Below are 17,196 nucleotides of genomic sequence, written 5' to 3' on the forward strand. Positions count from 1 at the left end.
TCTAAATGCATCATCTGTCCCGTATAGGAGCACACAATGTCGTCAGGTAAATACCGCCAGCAGGATGTCCGCGCCGCGCGTGGCACCACCCTTACCGCCAAAAGCTGGCTCACCGAAGCCCCGCTGCGCATGTTGATGAACAACCTCGATCCTGAAGTGGCGGAAAACCCCCACGAGCTGGTGGTCTACGGCGGCATTGGCCGCGCCGCGCGCAACTGGGAATGCTATGACGCAATTGTAAAATCTCTGACCGAACTCGAACATGACGAAACCCTGCTGGTGCAGTCCGGCAAGCCGGTTGGCGTATTTAAAACCCATAAGAACGCGCCGCGCGTGCTGATCGCCAACTCTAACCTCGTGCCGCACTGGGCCACCTGGGAACACTTCAACGAGCTGGACGCGAAAGGGCTGGCGATGTATGGCCAGATGACCGCCGGGAGCTGGATCTACATCGGCAGCCAGGGGATTGTGCAGGGCACCTACGAAACTTTCGTGGAAGCGGGGCGTCAGCACTATAACGGCTCGCTGAAGGGCCGCTGGGTGCTTACCGCCGGTCTGGGCGGGATGGGCGGCGCGCAGCCGCTGGCCGCCACGCTGGCCGGCGCGTGCTCGCTGAACATTGAATGCCAACAGAGCCGCATTGATTTCCGTCTGCGTACCCGTTACGTCGATGAACAGGCCGAGAATCTCGATGACGCGCTGGCGCGCATCAAAAAGTACACCGCTGAAGGCAAAGCGGTGTCGATTGCCCTGTGCGGCAACGCGGCGGATATTCTGCCGGAGCTGGTTGCCCGCGGCGTGCGTCCGGATCTCGTTACCGACCAGACCAGCGCCCATGACCCGCTGCACGGTTACCTGCCAAAAGGCTGGACGTGGGAAGACTACCAGCAAAAAGCGGAAACCGACCCTGAAGGCACGGTACTGGAGGCTAAGCGTTCGATGGCGGAACACGTCTCCGCGATGCTGGCCTTCAGCCAGTTGGGCATTCCAACCTTTGACTACGGCAACAACATCCGCCAGATGGCGAAAGAGATGGGCGTAAATAACGCCTTCGACTTCCCCGGCTTCGTGCCTGCCTATATCCGTCCACTGTTCTGCCGCGGTATCGGTCCGTTCCGCTGGGTTGCCCTGTCCGGTGACCCGGAAGATATCTACAAAACCGACGCCAAAGTGAAGGAGATCGTCGCCGATGACGAACACCTGCACCACTGGCTGGACATGGCTCGCGAACGCATCAGCTTCCAGGGCTTGCCGGCGCGCATCTGCTGGGTAGGACTGGAGTGGCGGCAAAAGCTGGGTCTGGCCTTCAACGAAATGGTGCGCAGCGGTGAAGTCTCCGCGCCTATCGTCATTGGTCGCGACCATCTGGACTCCGGCTCCGTCGCCAGCCCAAACCGTGAAACCGAAGCCATGCGCGACGGATCTGACGCGGTCTCCGACTGGCCATTGCTTAATGCCCTGCTGAATACCGCCAGTGGCGCCACCTGGGTCTCTCTGCACCACGGCGGCGGCGTCGGGATGGGCTTCTCCCAGCACTCAGGGATGGTCATCGTCTGTGATGGAACCGATGAAGCGGCCGCGCGCATCGCCCGTGTGCTGCACAACGACCCGGCAACCGGCGTGATGCGTCACGCGGATGCGGGTTACGAGATTGCCATTGACTGTGCCAAAGAGCAGGGGCTGAACCTGCCGATGATCCCTGCCACACAAGGAAAGCATGCATGAACGCGTTAACACTCACTCCCGGCTCGCTGACGCTCAAACAGCTGCGTAAAGTCTGGCGCCAGCCGGTCACCCTTTCACTTGATGAAAGCGCCCACGCCGCGATAAACGACAGCGTCGCCTGCGTAGAAGCGATTGTTGCCGAAGGTCGCACCGCCTACGGGATTAACACCGGCTTTGGCCTGCTGGCGCAGACCCGCATCGCCACGCACGATCTGGAAAACTTACAGCGTTCGCTGGTGTTGTCGCACGCGGCAGGCGTCGGCCAGCCGCTTGACGATGAGATTGTCCGTCTGATGATGGTGCTCAAAATCAACAGCCTGGCGCGCGGTTTCTCGGGCATTCGCCTGAGCGTGATCCAGGCGCTGATGGCCCTGGTGAATGCAGAAGTCTATCCGTGGATCCCGGCAAAAGGTTCCGTCGGCGCCTCCGGCGATCTCGCCCCGCTGGCGCACATGTCGCTGCTGCTGCTGGGTGAGGGCAAAGCGCGCTGGCAGGGCGAGTGGCTCCCTGCGAAAGAAGCGCTGGCAAAAGCCGGCTTAACGCCAGTCACCCTCGCGGCAAAAGAGGGGCTGGCGCTGCTCAACGGCACGCAGGCGTCGACGGCCTTTGCGCTGCGCGGCCTGTTTGAAGCTGAAGATCTCTTCGCCTCCGCGGTGGTGTGCGGTGCGCTGACCACCGAGGCGGTGCTCGGCTCGCGTCGTCCGTTTGACGCGCGTATTCACGCGGTGCGCGGCCAGCGCGGGCAGATTGATGCCGCCGACATGTACCGCCACGTGCTTACCGACACGAGTGAGATTGCGGATTCACACCATAACTGCGAGAAGGTACAGGATCCGTATTCCCTGCGCTGTCAGCCGCAGGTGATGGGCGCGTGCCTGACGCAGCTGCGTCAGGCGGCAGAGGTGCTGCTGGTGGAGGCCAATGCGGTCTCCGACAACCCGCTGGTATTCGCCGAGGAAAACGAGGTGGTCTCCGGGGGCAATTTCCACGCCGAGCCGGTGGCAATGGCGGCGGATAATATCGCGCTGGCGATTGCCGAAGTTGGGGCGTTGTCCGAGCGCCGCATCGCGCTGATGATGGATAAACACATGTCCCAGCTGCCACCGTTCCTGGTGCGTAACGGTGGGGTCAACTCGGGCTTTATGATCGCTCAGGTGACGGCCGCAGCGCTGGCAAGCGAGAACAAAGCCCTGTCGCACCCGCACAGCGTGGACAGCCTGCCAACTTCGGCGAATCAGGAAGATCACGTTTCGATGGCACCCGCTGCCGGGCGTCGTCTCTGGGAGATGGCCTCCAACACCCGCGGCGTGCTGGCGGTGGAGTGGCTGGCGGCGTGTCAGGGTATCGATCTGCGCGAAGGGCTTAAATCCAGCCCGCTGCTGGAGCAGGCGCGCCATGTGCTGCGCGAGCACGTCACGCATTACGATGACGACCGCTTCTTTGCGCCGGATATTGATAAGGCGATGCAGCTTCTGGAAGAGGGACGCCTTGTAGGACTGCTACCTTCGGTGCTGTGATTTTTTTGCCCGGTGGCGCTGCGCTTACCGGGCCTACGAGTGCGAAATCCAGGCCGGGTAAGGCGTAGCCGCCACCCGGCTTTTTTCAGGAATACATCGCCGTAATCGACGCGCTCCCCAGGGAATGGAAATGCACGTTAAACCCGACCATCGCGCCGCTCGCCCCTTCATCGACCTCAATCTTCTCCACATCCAGCGCGTACACCGTGAAGATATAGCGGTGGGTTTCCCCTTTTGGTGGCGCCGCGCCGCCGTAGCCCGCTTTACCAAAGTCAGTGCGCGTCTGAATGGCACCTTCAGGCAGGGCAACAAGGTCTGAACCGGAACCCTGCGGCAGCACGCGCGTGTCGGCGGGCAGGTTCGCCACAACCCAGTGCCACCAGCCCGAGCCGGTCGGCGCGTCCGGGTCGTAGCAGGTCACGACAAAGCTTTTGGTTCCTGCAGGAACGTCGTCCCACGCCAGGTGCGGGGAGATATTATCCCCCTGATAGCCCATGCCGTTGAAAACGTGGCGTTCGGGGAGTTTTTCACCGTCGCGCAGATCTTTACTGATGATTTTCATACGGTTTACCCTCGTTATTCACTCGTTCAGGAAGTGTAACGCATGGGATTAAATCGCGAAATGCGCGGGAATGTTAACGGCTGTTACGACCGCGTCGGTTAATTTACGCAGCTGCTCCGGCGTGATGCTGTACGGCGGCATCAGGTAGATAAGCTTGCCGAAAGGCCGCACCCAGACGCCCTGCTCAACGAAGAAGCGCTGCAGCGCCGCCATGTTCACCGGGCGGGTGGTTTCAATCACCCCGATGGCACCCAGCACGCGCACGTCCGCCACAAAATTCGCCCCCGAGGCGGCGCTCAGCTCTCCTTTCAGCTGTGCCTCAATCGCCGCGACCTGCGTCTGCCACTCGCCGCTCTCCAGAATGGCGAGGCTTTCGCTTGCCACGGCGCACGCCAGCGGGTTGCCCATAAACGTCGGGCCGTGCATAAAGCAGCCCGCCTCGCCGTCGCTGATGGTATCGGCAACGTGACGGGTCGTGAGCGTGGCGGAGAGCGTCATGGTGCCGCCGGTCAGCGCTTTACCCAGACACAGAATATCCGGCGCAATGCCCGCGTGTTCGCAGGCAAACAGCTTGCCGGTGCGGCCAAAGCCGGTGGCGATCTCATCGGCAATCAGCAGAATGCCCTCGCGGTCGCACATCTTGCGAATACGCTTCAGCCATTCCGGATGGTACATCCGCATTCCGCCCGCGCCCTGCACAATCGGCTCAAGGATCACGGCGGCGATGTCATGACGATGCGCCGCCATCAGCCGCGCGAATCCGACCATGTCCATCTCGTTCCACTCGCCGTCGAAGCGGCTCTGCGGCGCAGGGGCGAACAGGTTTTCCGGCAGATACCCCTTCCACAGGCTGTGCATGGAGTTATCCGGATCGCAGACCGACATCGCCCCGAAGGTATCCCCGTGATAGCCGTTGCGGAAGGTGAGGAACCGCTGGCGCGTTTCGCCCTTCGCATGCCAGTACTGCAGCGCCATCTTCATCGCCACTTCCACCGCCACCGAGCCGGAATCGGCCAGGAAAACGCACTCCAGTGAGTCAGGCGTCATCGCCACCAGGCGACGGCATAAATCCACCGCGGGCTGATGGGTGATTCCGCCAAACATCACGTGCGACATCTGGTCAATCTGGGCCCTCATCGCCGCGTTCAGGCGCGGGTGGTTGTATCCGTGAATCGCCGCCCACCAGGAGGACATCCCGTCAACCAGCCGCTCGCCGCTGGCGAGATGCAGCTCGCAGCCGTGGGCGGAGGCCACCGGATAGACGGGAAGGGGGCGGGTGGTGGAGGTGTAAGGGTGCCAGATATGCTGCTTGTCGAAGGCGAGATCGTCCTGGGTCATAATCGACTTGTAAACCATTTTGAAAAGTTTTAGGTTTACGAGTATAAACCGAACCGAAAATTAACAAAACCCTTTGGAGAAGCCCCATGGCTCACCACGCACGCTGGACGATGTCGCAAGTTACTGAATTATTCAACAAACCTTTCCTTGAGCTGATGTTTGAAGCCCAACAGGTGCATCGTCAGCACTTCGATCCGCGTCATGTTCAGGTCAGCACGCTGCTGTCGATCAAGACCGGCGCCTGCCCCGAAGACTGCAAATATTGCCCGCAGAGCGCGCGCTACAAAACCGGTCTCGAATCCGAGCGTCTGATGGAAGTCGAGCAGGTCCTCGACTCCGCGCGCAAGGCGAAAAACGCCGGTTCAACCCGCTTCTGCATGGGCGCCGCGTGGAAGAATCCACATGACCGCGACATGCCCTATCTGGAGCAGATGGTGAAGGGCGTGAAGGAGATGGGCCTCGAAGCCTGCATGACCCTCGGTACGCTCAACGAGGAGCAGGCGCAGCGCCTCTCGGCGGCGGGGCTGGACTACTACAACCACAACCTGGACACCTCCCCGGAATTTTACGGCAACATCATCACCACGCGCACCTATCAGGAGCGCCTGGACACGCTGGACAAAGTGCGTGATGCAGGGATCAAGGTCTGCTCCGGCGGCATCGTGGGCTTAGGCGAAACGGTGAAAGACCGCGCGGGTCTGCTGCTGCAGCTGGCGAACCTGCCGACCCCGCCGGAAAGCGTGCCCATCAATATGCTGGTGAAGGTCAAGGGCACGCCGCTGGCGGATAACGAGGACGTGGATGCGTTTGATTTTATTCGCACCATCGCGGTGGCGCGCATCATGATGCCGACCTCTTACGTTCGCCTCTCTGCGGGCCGCGAGCAGATGAACGAGCAGACCCAGGCGATGTGCTTTATGGCCGGCGCCAACTCCATCTTCTACGGCTGCAAGCTGCTGACCACGCCGAACCCGGAAGAGGACAAAGACGTTCAGCTGTTCCGCAAGCTGGGGCTGAACCCGCACCAGACCGAGGTGCTGACGGGCGATAACGAGCAACAGCAGCAGCTGGAGCAGCAGATTCTCAACGCCGACACCGACCAGTTCTACAACGCGGCAGCCGTATGACCTGGCAGGTACGGATTAATGCCGCGCTGGAAGAACGCCGGGCGGCAGAGGCGTTTCGCGTTCGCAGGGTGGTGGAAAACGGCGCGGGCCGTTTTCTGACCCGCGAGGGACGGCAGTTTTGTAATTTCTCCAGCAATGACTATCTCGGACTGAGCCAGCATCCGGCCATCGTCCGCGCCTGGCAGCAGGGCGCGGAGCGGTTTGGCGTGGGCAGCGGTGGCTCGGGGCACGTCAGCGGATACACCACGGCGCATCAGGCGCTGGAGAAAGAGCTGGCCGACTGGCTGGGCTATCCGCGCGCGCTGCTGTTTATCTCCGGATTTGCCGCCAACCAGGCGGTCATCACGGCCCTGATGGGCAAGGACGATCGCATTGTCGCCGACCGCTTAAGCCACGCCTCGCTGCTGGAGGCGGCAAACTTAAGTCCGGCGCAGCTGCGCCGCTTTGCCCATAACGATGCGTCACAGCTCGCCTCGCTGCTGGACAAACCCTGCGATGGGCAACAGCTGGCAGTCACGGAAGGGGTGTTCAGCATGGACGGCGACAGTGCGCCGCTTGCCGCGCTTCACGAGGCCGCAAAGCGGCAAAACGCCTGGCTGCTGGTCGATGATGCTCACGGTACTGGGGTGATGGGCGATGAAGGACGCGGCAGCGCCCATCAACAAAACGTGAAGCCGGAACTGCTTGTGGTTACCTTCGGCAAAGGCTTTGGCGTCAGCGGCGCCGCCGTGCTGTGCAGCGAATCTGTCGCCGACTATCTGCTGCAGTTTGCCCGACACCTCATCTACAGCACCAGCATGCCCCCGGCGCAGGCCGTGGCGCTGTCGGCGTCGCTGGCGGTGATCCGCAGCGCAGAAGGGGATGAACGCCGTCAGCAGCTGGCAGAGCATATCTCCTGCTTCCGTCAGGGACTGGCGGCGCTTCCCTTCCAGAGTCCCGATTCGCAGAGCGCCATCCAGCCCGTGATTGTCGGCGAAAACGGCCGCGCGCTGGCGCTGGCCCAGGCGCTGCGCGAGCGGGGGATGTGGGTAACGGCCATTCGTCCGCCAACCGTGCCGCCAGGCACCGCGCGTCTGCGCTTAACCCTGACGGCGGCGCATGAGGCGCAGGATATCCAGACGCTGCTGGAGGCGCTTCATGATGCCGGTGAATAAGCAGGCCGTTGCGGCGGCGTTTGGCCGGGCCGCGCGGAGCTATTCGCAGCACGATGAACTCCAGCGCCAGAGCGCGCAGGGGCTTCTGGCCGCGCTTGGCGAGAACCGCTTCCCGCAGGTGCTGGACGCCGGCTGTGGTCCCGGCAGCAACAGCCGCTACTGGCGCGAGGCGGGGAGCGAGGTGACGGCCATCGACCTGTCGCCCGCCATGCTGGACGAGGCGCGCCAGCAGCAGGCTGCGCACCACTATGTAGTGGCCGATATCGAGGCGATCCCGCTGGCGGACGCGCAGTTTGATCTGGTCTGGAGCCATCTGGCGGTTCAGTGGTGCAGCAGCCTGCCGCAGGCCCTGCGCGAGCTTTATCGCGTGGCGCGGCCGGGCGGGAAGGTGGCCTTTACCACCTTGCTGGAAAGTTCGCTGCCGGAGCTGAATCAGGCCTGGAAAGCGGTGGATGAACAGCCGCACGCTAACCGATTTTTATCGCATGAGCAGGTGACGCAGGCGCTGGCAGGCTGGCGCTATCGCAGCACGGTGCAGACCATCACGCTCAATTTTAGCGATGCGTTCAGCGCCATGCGTTCGCTGAAGGGCATCGGCGCCACGCACCTGCATACCGGACGCGAGAAAAAACCGCTTACCCGGGGGCAACTGCAGCGCCTTGAGCTGGCCTGGCCGCAGCAGCGGGGCCTTTTCCCGCTCTCTTATCAACTTTTTCATGGGATTATCGAACGTGACTGAACGTTATTTTGTTACCGGCACGGATACGGAAGTGGGCAAAACGGTTGCCAGCGCTGCGCTGCTGCAGGCGGCACGACTGCTCGGAAAAAACACCGCCGGATATAAGCCCGTGGCTTCCGGCAGCGAGATGACGGCGGAAGGGTTACGCAACACCGACGCGCTGGCGCTCCAGCGTAACAGTAGCCTTGAGCTTGCCTATTCGGCGGTGAATCCCTATACCTTTGCCGAGCCGACGTCGCCGCACATTATCAGCGCTGAGGAAGGCCGTCCGATTGATTTCGCCGTGCTGTCTGCCGGGTTACGGACGCTGGAAAGCCAGGCCGACTGGGTGCTGGTGGAAGGCGCGGGAGGCTGGTTTACGCCACTTTCGGACACGCAGACCTTTGCTGACTGGGTGCAGGCCGAGCGGCTTCCGGTCATTCTGGTCGTCGGCGTGAAGCTGGGCTGCATCAATCACGCCATGCTGACGGCGCAGGCCGTTCAGCAGGCAGGGCTGACGCTGGCAGGCTGGATAGCCAACGACGTGGTTGCGCCGGGCAGGCGGCATCAGGAGTATCTGGCGACCCTCAAGCGCGTGCTCCCGGCACCGTTCCTCGGGGAAATCCCCTGGATTGCTGGCGATGCTGAGCAGGCCGAAACCGGGCGTTATCTCGACCTCAGCGTCTTGCTTCCCGCGACATCCAGTGGGCGATAAGCTCATCGTTCAGCTCGCTAACGTGGCCCTGAGCCACGTTACGCCCGCGATAAAGCATGCAAAACCGATCCGCCACCCGGCGGATAAACGACAGCTGCTGCTCTGCCAGCAGCACCGTCATGCCTAACTCCCGGTTTAAGCGCACCAGCAGCTGCGCCAGTTTCTGGGCAAATCCGTGTCCTGCCCCATGCGTAGGCTCATCCAGAATCAGCATCCGCGGGCGGTTGACCAGTGCATTCGCCAGGGCAAGCTGATACTGATCCTCTGGCGAAAGGGCATTGCCCCGCGTCTGACGTCGCGCGTAGAGTTCCGGGAACAGATCGTATACGTCGCTTTTCGCCGCCGGGTCGGGTTTCCCCATCGCCCGCATGGCAATATGCAGATTCTCCTCAATCGTCAGTTGAGAGAAAATACGCCTGTCCTGCGGCACATAGCCTATTCCCGGCTCTGAACGTTGTTCCGGTGCCGGGCTGAGCAAATCACGCGGCGGTGCGCCCGCTTCATGCCAGATAATCGTGCCGCTTTCGACGGGGATGTTTCCGGTAATGCAGTTCATCAGGGTGGTTTTGCCCATCCCCGGCAGGCCTATGATGCCTGTACACATCCCTTGCGGAAAATCCAAATCCACGTTCCATAGCGTATGTTGGCTTCCGTAAAACTGATTCACTGCACGCAGACTCAACATCTTTCTCTCCTTAAAAATGCGTAGGGATAGGCCTGACGTGAAGCTGCAAAACGCTTGCCAGAAACCTGAAATCGATTAAAAAAACGACTTTTTTAGGAATAAGCCACAGGAGAGCAGGGTAAAAACGCGTGGCTTGCACATCGACGGTGCCGGGAATGGTGAGTTGTGGTGCAGGACGAAAAATGGCTGAAATGTGAGCAGGATCGCATCTGTTGGTTATGAATGACTCAACTGTTTATCGTCAAAAAAGAGCTATAAAAATTTTTTGTTGCCGCCTCGTGGGAAAATCCGGGAATTTGCTGAGCGGCGGTCTACACGGGCTGGAAGCAGTTATCCACTATTCCTGTGGATAACCATGTGCATTAGAGTTAGAAAACACGCGATAAGCGAGAGAAGACGCGGCTTTCGCCCAAATTGACGCGAAACGCGGCTTTAGAAAATATCGTTTAAAATTTAATTGCTTAGATAAAAGCAATTACCGTAATGAAAGTGTCACTCGTTGCCATAAAACTATCATTACCTGGCTTGACAAATGTTAAAAAAGAAAAAGTTCTGGGGATAACCCAACCTGGCTGGTTTTTTATCTCGTCAGAGCCTAAATTTTGTCCGCTAACGCGCTAATCACTCCGCCGCTACGCTAAATATCCTGACACGCTACTGGTTTTTCATCCAGTGTTTTTTACTGGCATTCCTGGCAACAACGAGTAAAATTACTCACCTGCCGCTTATAACGTCATCAGGTCGTCGCCCATGAGTAAACCGTTCAAACTGAATTCTGCTTTCCGCCCCTCTGGCGATCAGCCTGAGGCGATCCGTCGTCTTAAAGAGGGGCTGGAAGACGGGCTGGCGCACCAGACGCTGCTGGGGGTAACCGGCTCGGGCAAAACGTTTACTGTCGCCAACGTGATCGCTGACCTGCAGCGCCCCACGATGGTGCTTGCACCCAATAAAACTCTCGCGGCACAGCTTTACGGCGAGATGAAAGAGTTCTTCCCGGAAAACGCGGTGGAGTATTTTGTCTCCTACTACGATTACTACCAGCCGGAAGCCTATGTGCCGAGCTCTGATACCTTCATCGAGAAAGATGCTTCGGTGAACGAACACATCGAACAGATGCGACTGTCGGCGACCAAGGCGCTGCTTGAGCGACGCGATGTGGTTGTGGTCGCGTCTGTTTCGGCGATTTACGGCCTGGGCGATCCGGATCTCTATCTGAAGATGATGCTGCACCTGACGCAGGGGATGATCATCGATCAGCGCGCAATTTTGCGCCGTCTGGCCGAGCTGCAGTACACCCGAAATGACCAGGCCTTCCAGCGCGGGACGTTCCGCGTGCGCGGTGAGGTGATCGACATCTTCCCGGCGGAATCGGACGATATGGCGCTGCGCGTCGAGCTGTTTGACGAAGAGGTCGAGCGTTTGTCACTGTTCGACCCGCTGACCGGCCACGTTGAGTCGGTGATACAGCGTTTTACCATCTACCCTAAAACGCACTACGTGACGCCACGAGAGCGTATCGTGCAGGCGATGGAAGAGATCAAAGAGGAGCTTGCAGAGCGCCGTAAGGTGCTTCTGGCTAACAATAAGCTGCTGGAAGAGCAGCGCCTGAGCCAGCGCACCCAGTTCGATCTGGAGATGATGAACGAGCTGGGCTACTGCTCGGGTATCGAAAACTACTCGCGCTTCCTCTCCGGGCGCGGGCCGGGCGAGCCACCGCCGACGCTGTTTGACTACCTTCCGGCCGACGGTCTGCTGGTGATCGACGAATCCCACGTCACGATCCCGCAGATCGGCGGGATGTACCGCGGTGACCGCGCGCGTAAAGAGACGCTGGTGGAGTATGGCTTCCGCCTGCCGTCTGCGCTGGATAACCGTCCGATGAAGTTTGAAGAGTTTGAGGCGCTGGCGCCGCAGACCATCTACGTGTCGGCTACGCCGGGCAACTACGAGCTGGAAAAATCGGGCGATGAGGTGATCGACCAGGTGGTCCGTCCGACCGGGCTGCTGGACCCGATTATCGAAGTGCGCCCGGTGGCGACCCAGGTGGACGATCTGCTCTCTGAGATCCGCGCCCGTTCAGCCATCAACGAGCGCGTGCTGGTAACGACGCTCACCAAGCGCATGGCGGAAGACCTGACTGAGTATCTTGAAGAACACGGTGAGAAGGTGCGCTATCTGCACTCGGATATCGACACCGTGGAGCGCATGGAGATTATCCGCGATCTGCGTCTGGGCGAGTTTGACGTGCTGGTGGGGATCAACCTGTTGCGAGAAGGTCTGGATATGCCGGAAGTCTCGCTGGTGGCGATTCTGGACGCCGATAAAGAGGGCTTCCTGCGCTCTGAACGCTCCCTGATCCAGACCATTGGCCGCGCCGCGCGTAACGTCAACGGGAAAGCGATTCTGTACGGCGACAAAATCACCCCGTCGATGGCGAAAGCGATTGGCGAAACGGAACGCCGACGCGAGAAGCAGCAGCGCTACAACGAAGAGCACGGCATTACGCCGCAGGGGCTGAACAAGAAGGTGGTGGATATTCTGGCGCTGGGTCAGAACATTGCGAAGACCAAAGCGAAAGGCCGCGGCAAGGCACGTTCAGTGGTGGAAGAAGATACCGTCGTACTGACGCCGAAGGCGCTGCAGCAGAAGATCCACGAGCTGGAAGGGCAGATGATGCAGCATGCCCAGAACCTGGAGTTCGAAGAGGCGGCACAGATCCGCGACCAGCTTCATCAGCTGCGGGATCTGTTTATTGCGGCATCATAGGTAAAGCGGCGTGTATTCCCCCTCTCCCTGTGGGAGAGGGCTGGGGTGAGGGCATCAGGCCGCACAAAGCGAACCTAACCCAACGCCTGAATCGCTTTCTCCAGCGCCTCGCGCAGCAGGTGGCGGTCGTGACGATATTTAATATCGCTGGCTTCCAGCGGCTCCTGCACCACCACGCGATCGCCAATCCCTGTCACATCCACTTTTGGCCCAACCACGACACCGTCGATAATTTTCTTACCGACGTACTGCTCCATCAGGTCCAGCTTGTCCGCCAGCGACAGGCTCGCCGCTGCCGGACTCAGCTCACGGCCCAGGTTACCGATATAGACCATCGGGGCAGGGGTGCGACGCAGCGCCTGCGCCAGCTCTTTTACCAGCAGAATGGGCATCAGGCTGGTATAAAAACTGCCTGGACCGATCAGGATAAGATCCGCTTCACCAATGGCCTCCACCGCTTCCCGCGTGGCGGGCACGCTCGGATAGGTCATCAACTCCGTTGGCGGCAGGAGGAGCTGGTCAATATTCACCTCGCCGTAAACTTCATGCCCTTCGGCATCGATTGCCATCAAGTCAACCGGTTGTTCAGACATGGGGATCAGGAATGCATCCACCTTGAGTAGATTACGGATTAAGTTGATGGCTTCCAGAGGCCGTACACTCAGGTGATCCAGCGCCTTTAACATCAGATTTCCGAGGTTATGCCCGGAAAGTTCGCCATTGCCGCCAAAACGGTACTCAAACATCGCCGACGCGACGCTCGGCTCGGTAATTAACTGGTTCAGGCAGTTGCGCATATCTCCCCAGGCAATGCCGCCTTCAGCCCGCCTGATCCGCCCGGTTGAGCCGCCGTTGTCGGTGGTTGTCACTATCCCTGTCAGCCGTGAGCCCAGTGACGACAAAGAGGACATGACGCGGCCCAGGCCGTGGCCTCCGCCAAGAGCGACCACTCGGTCAAGATCCGCAAAAGTGCGATTGCGCATACGTATTCCTTATCACGTTCGATCGCGTAACAGTAACCTAACTACCCCCAAAAGACGATGCCTCACCCAATGCAAAATGACGTATATCAATGCGAAAATGCGGTTTTTAGGTATTCTGTAGCGAAAATGCAGGACTGAATCGCTATATACATAATTATATAGCGAAAAGCGACAATGGCGGAGTGTCGATTTCCACGCTACTATCGCCATAACCACGTTTTCAAAACTGAAAACATACACTCTAGCCCTGGCGCCTGTGTCGAATGATATGGCGCCCTGGCCGTGGCGGATTTGCCACCAGGGTACAGAAAGAAATGACTGTGCCTCCCGATCTGGAAAGGTGTACATGGCTTCACAACTTACTGATGCTTTCGCGCGTAAGTTTTACTACTTGCGTCTGTCGATTACCGATGTGTGCAACTTCCGTTGCACCTACTGCCTGCCCGATGGCTACAAGCCGGGCAGTGTCACCAATAATGGCTTTCTCTCCGTGGATGAAGTGCGCCGCGTCACGCGTGCGTTCTCTGAGCTCGGTACCGAAAAAGTCCGTCTGACCGGTGGCGAACCCTCCCTGCGCCGCGATTTCCCCGACATCATTGCCGCCGTTCGCGAAAACGAACGCATCCGCCAGATCGCGGTGACCACCAACGGTTATCGCATGGCGCGTGACGTGGCCAACTGGCGCGACGCTGGCCTAACCGCGATCAACGTCAGCGTGGACAGCCTTGATGCCCGGCAGTTTCACGCCATTACCGGTCAGGACAAGTTCCGCCAGGTGATGGACGGCATCGATGCGGCGTTTACCGCCGGGTTCGAAAAGGTCAAAGTCAACACGGTGCTGATGCGCGACGTAAACCACCATCAGCTGGACACCTTCCTGGCGTGGATTAAATCCCGTCCCATTCAACTGCGTTTTATCGAGCTGATGGAAACGGGCGAGGGCAGCGAGCTGTTCCGCCGTCACCATATTTCCGGCATGGTGTTGCGCGACGCGCTGCTGAAACGCGGCTGGATCCACCAGATCCGCCAGCGCAGCGACGGCCCGGCACAGGTCTTTTGTCACCCGGATTACGAAGGCGAAATTGGGCTTATCATGCCCTATGAAAAAGACTTCTGCGCCAGCTGTAACCGCCTGCGCGTATCGTCGGTGGGCAAGCTTCATCTCTGCCTGTTTGGCGACGGTGGCGTGGATCTTCGCGATCTGCTGGAAGACGATGCCCAACAGGCCGCACTTCAAGCACGCATTTCTGAAGCGCTGACGCACAAAAAGCAGACCCATTTCCTGCATCAGGGCAATACCGGCATTACTCAGAACCTGTCTTACATCGGCGGGTAATCAGTCTTTAGAAGGAATCAGAAGATGAGTCAGGTCAGCGCAGAATTTATCCCGACACGCATTGCTATTCTTACCGTTTCCGACCGCCGTGGAGAAGAGGATGATACCTCCGGCCACTGGCTGCGTGAGGCGGCCCATGACGCGGGGCATACCATCGTCGATAAAGCGATTGTGAAAGAGAACCGCTACGCCATTCGCGCGCAGGTTTCGCAGTGGATCGCCAGTGCTGAGGTGCAGGTGGTGCTGATCACCGGCGGCACCGGCTTTACCGCGGGCGATCAGGCCCCCGAGGCGCTGATCCCGCTGTTTGACCGCGAGGTGGAAGGCTTCGGCGAGGTGTTCCGCATGCTCTCCTTTGAAGAGATTGGCACCTCCACGCTGCAGTCGCGCGCGGTGGCCGGCGTGGCAAACAACACGCTGATTTTCGCCATGCCGGGTTCGACCAAAGCCTGTCGCACCGCATGGGAAAATATTATTGCCCCGCAGCTGGATGCCCGTACCCGTCCGTGTAATTTTCATCCCCATTTGAAGAAGTAAACTATGTCACAACTGACCCACATTAACGCCGCTGGCGAAGCGCATATGGTGGATGTCTCCGCCAAGGCCGAAACGGTGCGCGAGGCGCGTGCTGAGGCATTCGTCACCATGCTGCCTGAGACGCTGGCGATGATTATCGACGGCAGCCACCATAAGGGCGACGTCTTTGCCACCGCCCGCATCGCCGGTATTCAGGCTGCAAAACGGACCTGGGACCTCATCCCGCTCTGCCATCCGCTGATGCTGAGCAAGGTGGAAGTGAACCTGCAGGCGCAGCCGGAGCACAACCGCGTGCGTATTGAGTCCCTCTGCCGCTTAACCGGCAAAACCGGCGTGGAGATGGAAGCCCTGACGGCGGCCTCCGTCGCCGCGCTGACCATCTACGACATGTGCAAAGCGGTGCAGAAAGATATGGTGATTGGCCCGGTTCGTCTGCTGGCAAAAAGCGGCGGCAAATCCGGTGATTTTAAGGTGGACAGCCATGATTAAGGTGCTCTTTTTCGCCCAGGTGCGTGAGCTGGTCAATACCGACAGCCTGACGCTGGACGCCTCTTTTGAAAACGTCGCCGCCCTGCGCGCGCACCTGGCGGCACAAAGCGACCGCTGGGCGCTGGCGCTCGACGAAGGCAAGCTGCTGGCGGCCGTTAACCAGACGCTGGTGGAGTTCACCCACCCGCTGACTGAAGGGGATGAAGTGGCCTTCTTCCCGCCGGTCACAGGGGGCTAAGATGGCTGAAACCCGAATTCTGGTCGGTCCCGAGCGCTTTAACGTCGGTACAGAATATGACTGGCTGGCGGAGCGCGATGAAGACGGCGCGGTCGTTACGTTCACCGGTAAAGTGCGTAACCACAATCTCGGCGACAGCGTAAAAGCGCTGACGCTGGAGCACTATCCGGGCATGACGGAGAAATCGCTGGCGGCAATTGTGGATGAAGCGCGAGGCCGCTGGCCGCTCGGGCGGGTCACGGTGATCCACCGCATCGGCGAGATGTGGCCCGGCGAAGAGATTGTCTTTGTCGGCGTGACCAGCGCGCACCGCGGTAGCGCCTTTGCGGCAGGGGAGTTCATTATGGATTACCTCAAAACCAAAGCGCCGTTCTGGAAGCGCGAAGCCACGCCGGAAGGCGAGCGCTGGGTGGAATCTCGCGACAGCGATAAACAGGCCGCCAGCCGTTGGTAGTCGGTTTACGTGGATGTGTTACTCTTAACGTGTGTGTCTTCTTAACCTTAATCAGGAGTGAATCATGGACCGATTTCCGCGTTCCGATTCAATAGTACAGCAGACCCGTAGCGGCCTGCAGACGTATATGGCGCAGGTGTACGGCTGGATGACGGTCGGCCTGCTGCTTACCGCGTTTATCGCGTGGTATGCGGCGAACACGCCTGAGCTGATGATGTTTATCTTCTCCAGCAAAATCACCTTCTTTGGGCTGATTATCGCACAGCTGGCGCTGGTGTTTGTGCTTTCCGGCCTGGTGCAGAAACTCAGTGCCGGAATGGCGACCACGCTGTTTATGCTCTATTCGGCGCTGACCGGTTTGACGCTCTCCAGCATTTTCATCGTCTACACCTACTCCTCCATCGCCAGCACCTTCGTGGTGACCGGCGGGATGTTCGGCGTGATGAGCCTGTACGGTTACACCACCAAACGTGACCTGAGCGGCTTAGGTAATATGCTGTTTATGGGGCTGATCGGGATTGTGCTGGCATCGCTGGTGAACCTGTGGCTCAAGAGCGACGCGCTGATGTGGGCCGTGACCTATATCGGGGTGGTGGTCTTTGTCGGGCTGACGGCCTATGACACTCAGAAGCTGAAAAACATCGGCGAGCAGATTGACGTGCGCGACAGTTCCAACCTGCGCAAATACTCGATTCTGGGCGCGCTGACGCTGTATCTGGACTTCATCAACCTGTTCCTGATGCTGCTGCGGATTTTCGGCAACCGTCGCTAGGGTTGTTTTGCCGGGTGGCGGTGCGGTCTGGTGCCCTCACCCTGACCCTCTCCCACGGGAGAGGGAACAAACACTAAAAA

At 59.5% G+C, this 17,196-nt stretch carries 17 protein-coding genes and 1 riboswitch; of the genes, 13 read left to right on the forward strand and 4 right to left on the reverse strand.

Annotation, left to right across the window (positions count from 1 at the left end; genetic code table 11):
- The first annotated feature begins 36 nt into the window (after positions 1 to 36).
- Both hutU and hutH read left to right on the forward strand, forming a co-directional pair.
- On the forward strand, positions 37 to 1,725 hold the full coding sequence (hutU, locus tag IB212_RS06860) for a urocanate hydratase (protein ID WP_045630836.1): 1,689 nt from the start codon (positions 37 to 39) through the stop codon (positions 1,723 to 1,725).
- Positions 1,722 to 3,242: a histidine ammonia-lyase gene (gene hutH, locus IB212_RS06865; protein ID WP_188245773.1), complete on the forward strand. Its 1,521-nt coding sequence runs from the start codon at positions 1,722 to 1,724 to the stop codon at positions 3,240 to 3,242. The genes hutU and hutH overlap by 4 nt, the downstream gene beginning before the upstream one ends.
- An 85-nt stretch (positions 3,243 to 3,327) precedes the next feature.
- Here the strand turns inward: hutH and IB212_RS06870 are convergent, their stop codons facing one another.
- Positions 3,328 to 3,804 (reverse strand): kinase inhibitor, encoded by a 477-nt coding sequence (locus IB212_RS06870; protein WP_047363793.1) that lies wholly within the window; start codon positions 3,802 to 3,804, stop codon positions 3,328 to 3,330.
- Positions 3,805 to 3,852: 48 nt separating this feature from the next.
- On the reverse strand, positions 3,853 to 5,142 hold the full coding sequence (gene bioA, locus IB212_RS06875) for an adenosylmethionine--8-amino-7-oxononanoate transaminase (RefSeq protein WP_409033783.1): 1,290 nt from the start codon (positions 5,140 to 5,142) through the stop codon (positions 3,853 to 3,855).
- Positions 5,143 to 5,228: 86 nt separating this feature from the next.
- Here bioA and bioB point away from each other — a divergent pair, with 86 nt between their 5' ends.
- Genes bioB through bioD form a run of 4 tightly spaced genes read left to right on the forward strand, consistent with a single transcriptional unit; the run spans position 5,229 to position 8,856 of the window.
- Positions 5,229 to 6,269 (forward strand): biotin synthase BioB, encoded by a 1,041-nt coding sequence (gene bioB, locus IB212_RS06880; protein WP_045259947.1) that lies wholly within the window; start codon positions 5,229 to 5,231, stop codon positions 6,267 to 6,269.
- Positions 6,266 to 7,423, forward strand: a complete 1,158-nt coding sequence (bioF, locus tag IB212_RS06885; RefSeq protein WP_047363790.1) for an 8-amino-7-oxononanoate synthase — start codon at positions 6,266 to 6,268, stop codon at positions 7,421 to 7,423. Before bioB ends, bioF begins: the two co-directional genes overlap by 4 nt.
- Entirely contained in the window at positions 7,407 to 8,162 is a 756-nt protein-coding gene (gene bioC, locus IB212_RS06890; protein ID WP_188245771.1) for a malonyl-ACP O-methyltransferase BioC, read from the forward strand. Before bioF ends, bioC begins: the two co-directional genes overlap by 17 nt.
- Entirely contained in the window at positions 8,155 to 8,856 is a 702-nt protein-coding gene (bioD, locus tag IB212_RS06895; RefSeq protein ID WP_060573558.1) for a dethiobiotin synthase, read from the forward strand. Before bioC ends, bioD begins: the two co-directional genes overlap by 8 nt.
- Here bioD and IB212_RS06900 read toward each other — a convergent pair.
- Positions 8,819 to 9,541: an ABC transporter ATP-binding protein gene (locus IB212_RS06900; RefSeq protein WP_188245770.1), complete on the reverse strand. Its 723-nt coding sequence runs from the start codon at positions 9,539 to 9,541 to the stop codon at positions 8,819 to 8,821. The two genes, bioD and IB212_RS06900, sit on opposite strands and share 38 nt — an antisense overlap.
- Before the next feature lie 750 nt (positions 9,542 to 10,291).
- Between IB212_RS06900 and uvrB the strand changes: the two genes are divergently transcribed.
- Positions 10,292 to 12,307 carry an excinuclease ABC subunit UvrB gene (uvrB, locus tag IB212_RS06905; RefSeq protein ID WP_028012419.1) on the forward strand — a complete coding sequence of 672 codons (2,016 nt, stop codon included), beginning with the start codon at positions 10,292 to 10,294 and terminating at the stop codon, positions 12,305 to 12,307.
- Between the two features lie 74 nt (positions 12,308 to 12,381).
- On the opposite strand, the gene yvcK is transcribed toward uvrB, so the two are convergent.
- Positions 12,382 to 13,290: a uridine diphosphate-N-acetylglucosamine-binding protein YvcK gene (gene yvcK, locus IB212_RS06910; RefSeq protein WP_028012420.1), complete on the reverse strand. Its 909-nt coding sequence runs from the start codon at positions 13,288 to 13,290 to the stop codon at positions 12,382 to 12,384.
- A gap of 225 nt (positions 13,291 to 13,515) precedes the next feature.
- A riboswitch (molybdenum cofactor riboswitch) is annotated at positions 13,516 to 13,649 on the forward strand.
- Between yvcK and moaA the strand changes: the two genes are divergently transcribed.
- From moaA to IB212_RS06940, 6 genes are all read left to right on the forward strand, one after another.
- Positions 13,637 to 14,626 (forward strand): GTP 3',8-cyclase MoaA, encoded by a 990-nt coding sequence (moaA, locus tag IB212_RS06915; protein ID WP_041910732.1) that lies wholly within the window; start codon positions 13,637 to 13,639, stop codon positions 14,624 to 14,626. (Overlaps the previous riboswitch by 13 nt.)
- 24 nt (positions 14,627 to 14,650) lie before the next feature.
- Positions 14,651 to 15,163, forward strand: a complete 513-nt coding sequence (gene moaB / locus IB212_RS06920) for a molybdenum cofactor biosynthesis protein B (RefSeq protein WP_028012422.1) — start codon at positions 14,651 to 14,653, stop codon at positions 15,161 to 15,163.
- A 3-nt stretch (positions 15,164 to 15,166) separates the two neighbouring features.
- Positions 15,167 to 15,652 (forward strand): cyclic pyranopterin monophosphate synthase MoaC, encoded by a 486-nt coding sequence (moaC, locus tag IB212_RS06925; RefSeq protein WP_008501142.1) that lies wholly within the window; start codon positions 15,167 to 15,169, stop codon positions 15,650 to 15,652.
- Positions 15,645 to 15,890 carry a molybdopterin synthase sulfur carrier subunit gene (gene moaD / locus IB212_RS06930; RefSeq protein WP_045259953.1) on the forward strand — a complete coding sequence of 82 codons (246 nt, stop codon included), beginning with the start codon at positions 15,645 to 15,647 and terminating at the stop codon, positions 15,888 to 15,890. The genes moaC and moaD overlap by 8 nt, the downstream gene beginning before the upstream one ends.
- A 1-nt stretch (position 15,891) precedes the next feature.
- On the forward strand, positions 15,892 to 16,344 hold the full coding sequence (gene moaE / locus IB212_RS06935) for a molybdopterin synthase catalytic subunit MoaE (RefSeq protein WP_041910729.1): 453 nt from the start codon (positions 15,892 to 15,894) through the stop codon (positions 16,342 to 16,344).
- Positions 16,345 to 16,408: 64 nt separating this feature from the next.
- Positions 16,409 to 17,116, forward strand: coding sequence for a Bax inhibitor-1/YccA family protein (locus tag IB212_RS06940; protein ID WP_010428846.1), 708 nt, complete (start codon positions 16,409 to 16,411; stop codon positions 17,114 to 17,116).
- Positions 17,117 to 17,196: the final 80 nt, after the last annotated feature.

The organism is Enterobacter sp. E12 (assembly GCF_014596715.2).
In the GTDB taxonomy this organism is placed as follows: domain Bacteria; phylum Pseudomonadota; class Gammaproteobacteria; order Enterobacterales; family Enterobacteriaceae; genus Enterobacter; species Enterobacter bugandensis.

Coding starts and splice junctions, on each gene's coding strand:
- moaD (WP_045259953.1), top strand. CDS start 15,645: ATGATTAAGGTGCTCTTTTTCGCCCAGGTGCGTGAGCTGGTCAATACC.
- IB212_RS06940 (WP_010428846.1), top strand. CDS start 16,409: ATGGACCGATTTCCGCGTTCCGATTCAATAGTACAGCAGACCCGTAGC.
- hutH (WP_188245773.1), top strand. CDS start 1,722: ATGAACGCGTTAACACTCACTCCCGGCTCGCTGACGCTCAAACAGCTG.
- uvrB (WP_028012419.1), top strand. CDS start 10,292: ATGAGTAAACCGTTCAAACTGAATTCTGCTTTCCGCCCCTCTGGCGAT.
- bioA (WP_409033783.1), bottom strand. CDS start 5,142: ATGACCCAGGACGATCTCGCCTTCGACAAGCAGCATATCTGGCACCCT.
- moaA (WP_041910732.1), top strand. CDS start 13,637: ATGGCTTCACAACTTACTGATGCTTTCGCGCGTAAGTTTTACTACTTG.
- moaE (WP_041910729.1), top strand. CDS start 15,892: ATGGCTGAAACCCGAATTCTGGTCGGTCCCGAGCGCTTTAACGTCGGT.
- yvcK (WP_028012420.1), bottom strand. CDS start 13,290: ATGCGCAATCGCACTTTTGCGGATCTTGACCGAGTGGTCGCTCTTGGC.
- IB212_RS06900 (WP_188245770.1), bottom strand. CDS start 9,541: ATGTTGAGTCTGCGTGCAGTGAATCAGTTTTACGGAAGCCAACATACG.
- moaB (WP_028012422.1), top strand. CDS start 14,651: ATGAGTCAGGTCAGCGCAGAATTTATCCCGACACGCATTGCTATTCTT.
- bioB (WP_045259947.1), top strand. CDS start 5,229: ATGGCTCACCACGCACGCTGGACGATGTCGCAAGTTACTGAATTATTC.
- bioC (WP_188245771.1), top strand. CDS start 7,407: ATGATGCCGGTGAATAAGCAGGCCGTTGCGGCGGCGTTTGGCCGGGCC.
- bioF (WP_047363790.1), top strand. CDS start 6,266: ATGACCTGGCAGGTACGGATTAATGCCGCGCTGGAAGAACGCCGGGCG.
- moaC (WP_008501142.1), top strand. CDS start 15,167: ATGTCACAACTGACCCACATTAACGCCGCTGGCGAAGCGCATATGGTG.
- hutU (WP_045630836.1), top strand. CDS start 37: ATGTCGTCAGGTAAATACCGCCAGCAGGATGTCCGCGCCGCGCGTGGC.
- IB212_RS06870 (WP_047363793.1), bottom strand. CDS start 3,804: ATGAAAATCATCAGTAAAGATCTGCGCGACGGTGAAAAACTCCCCGAA.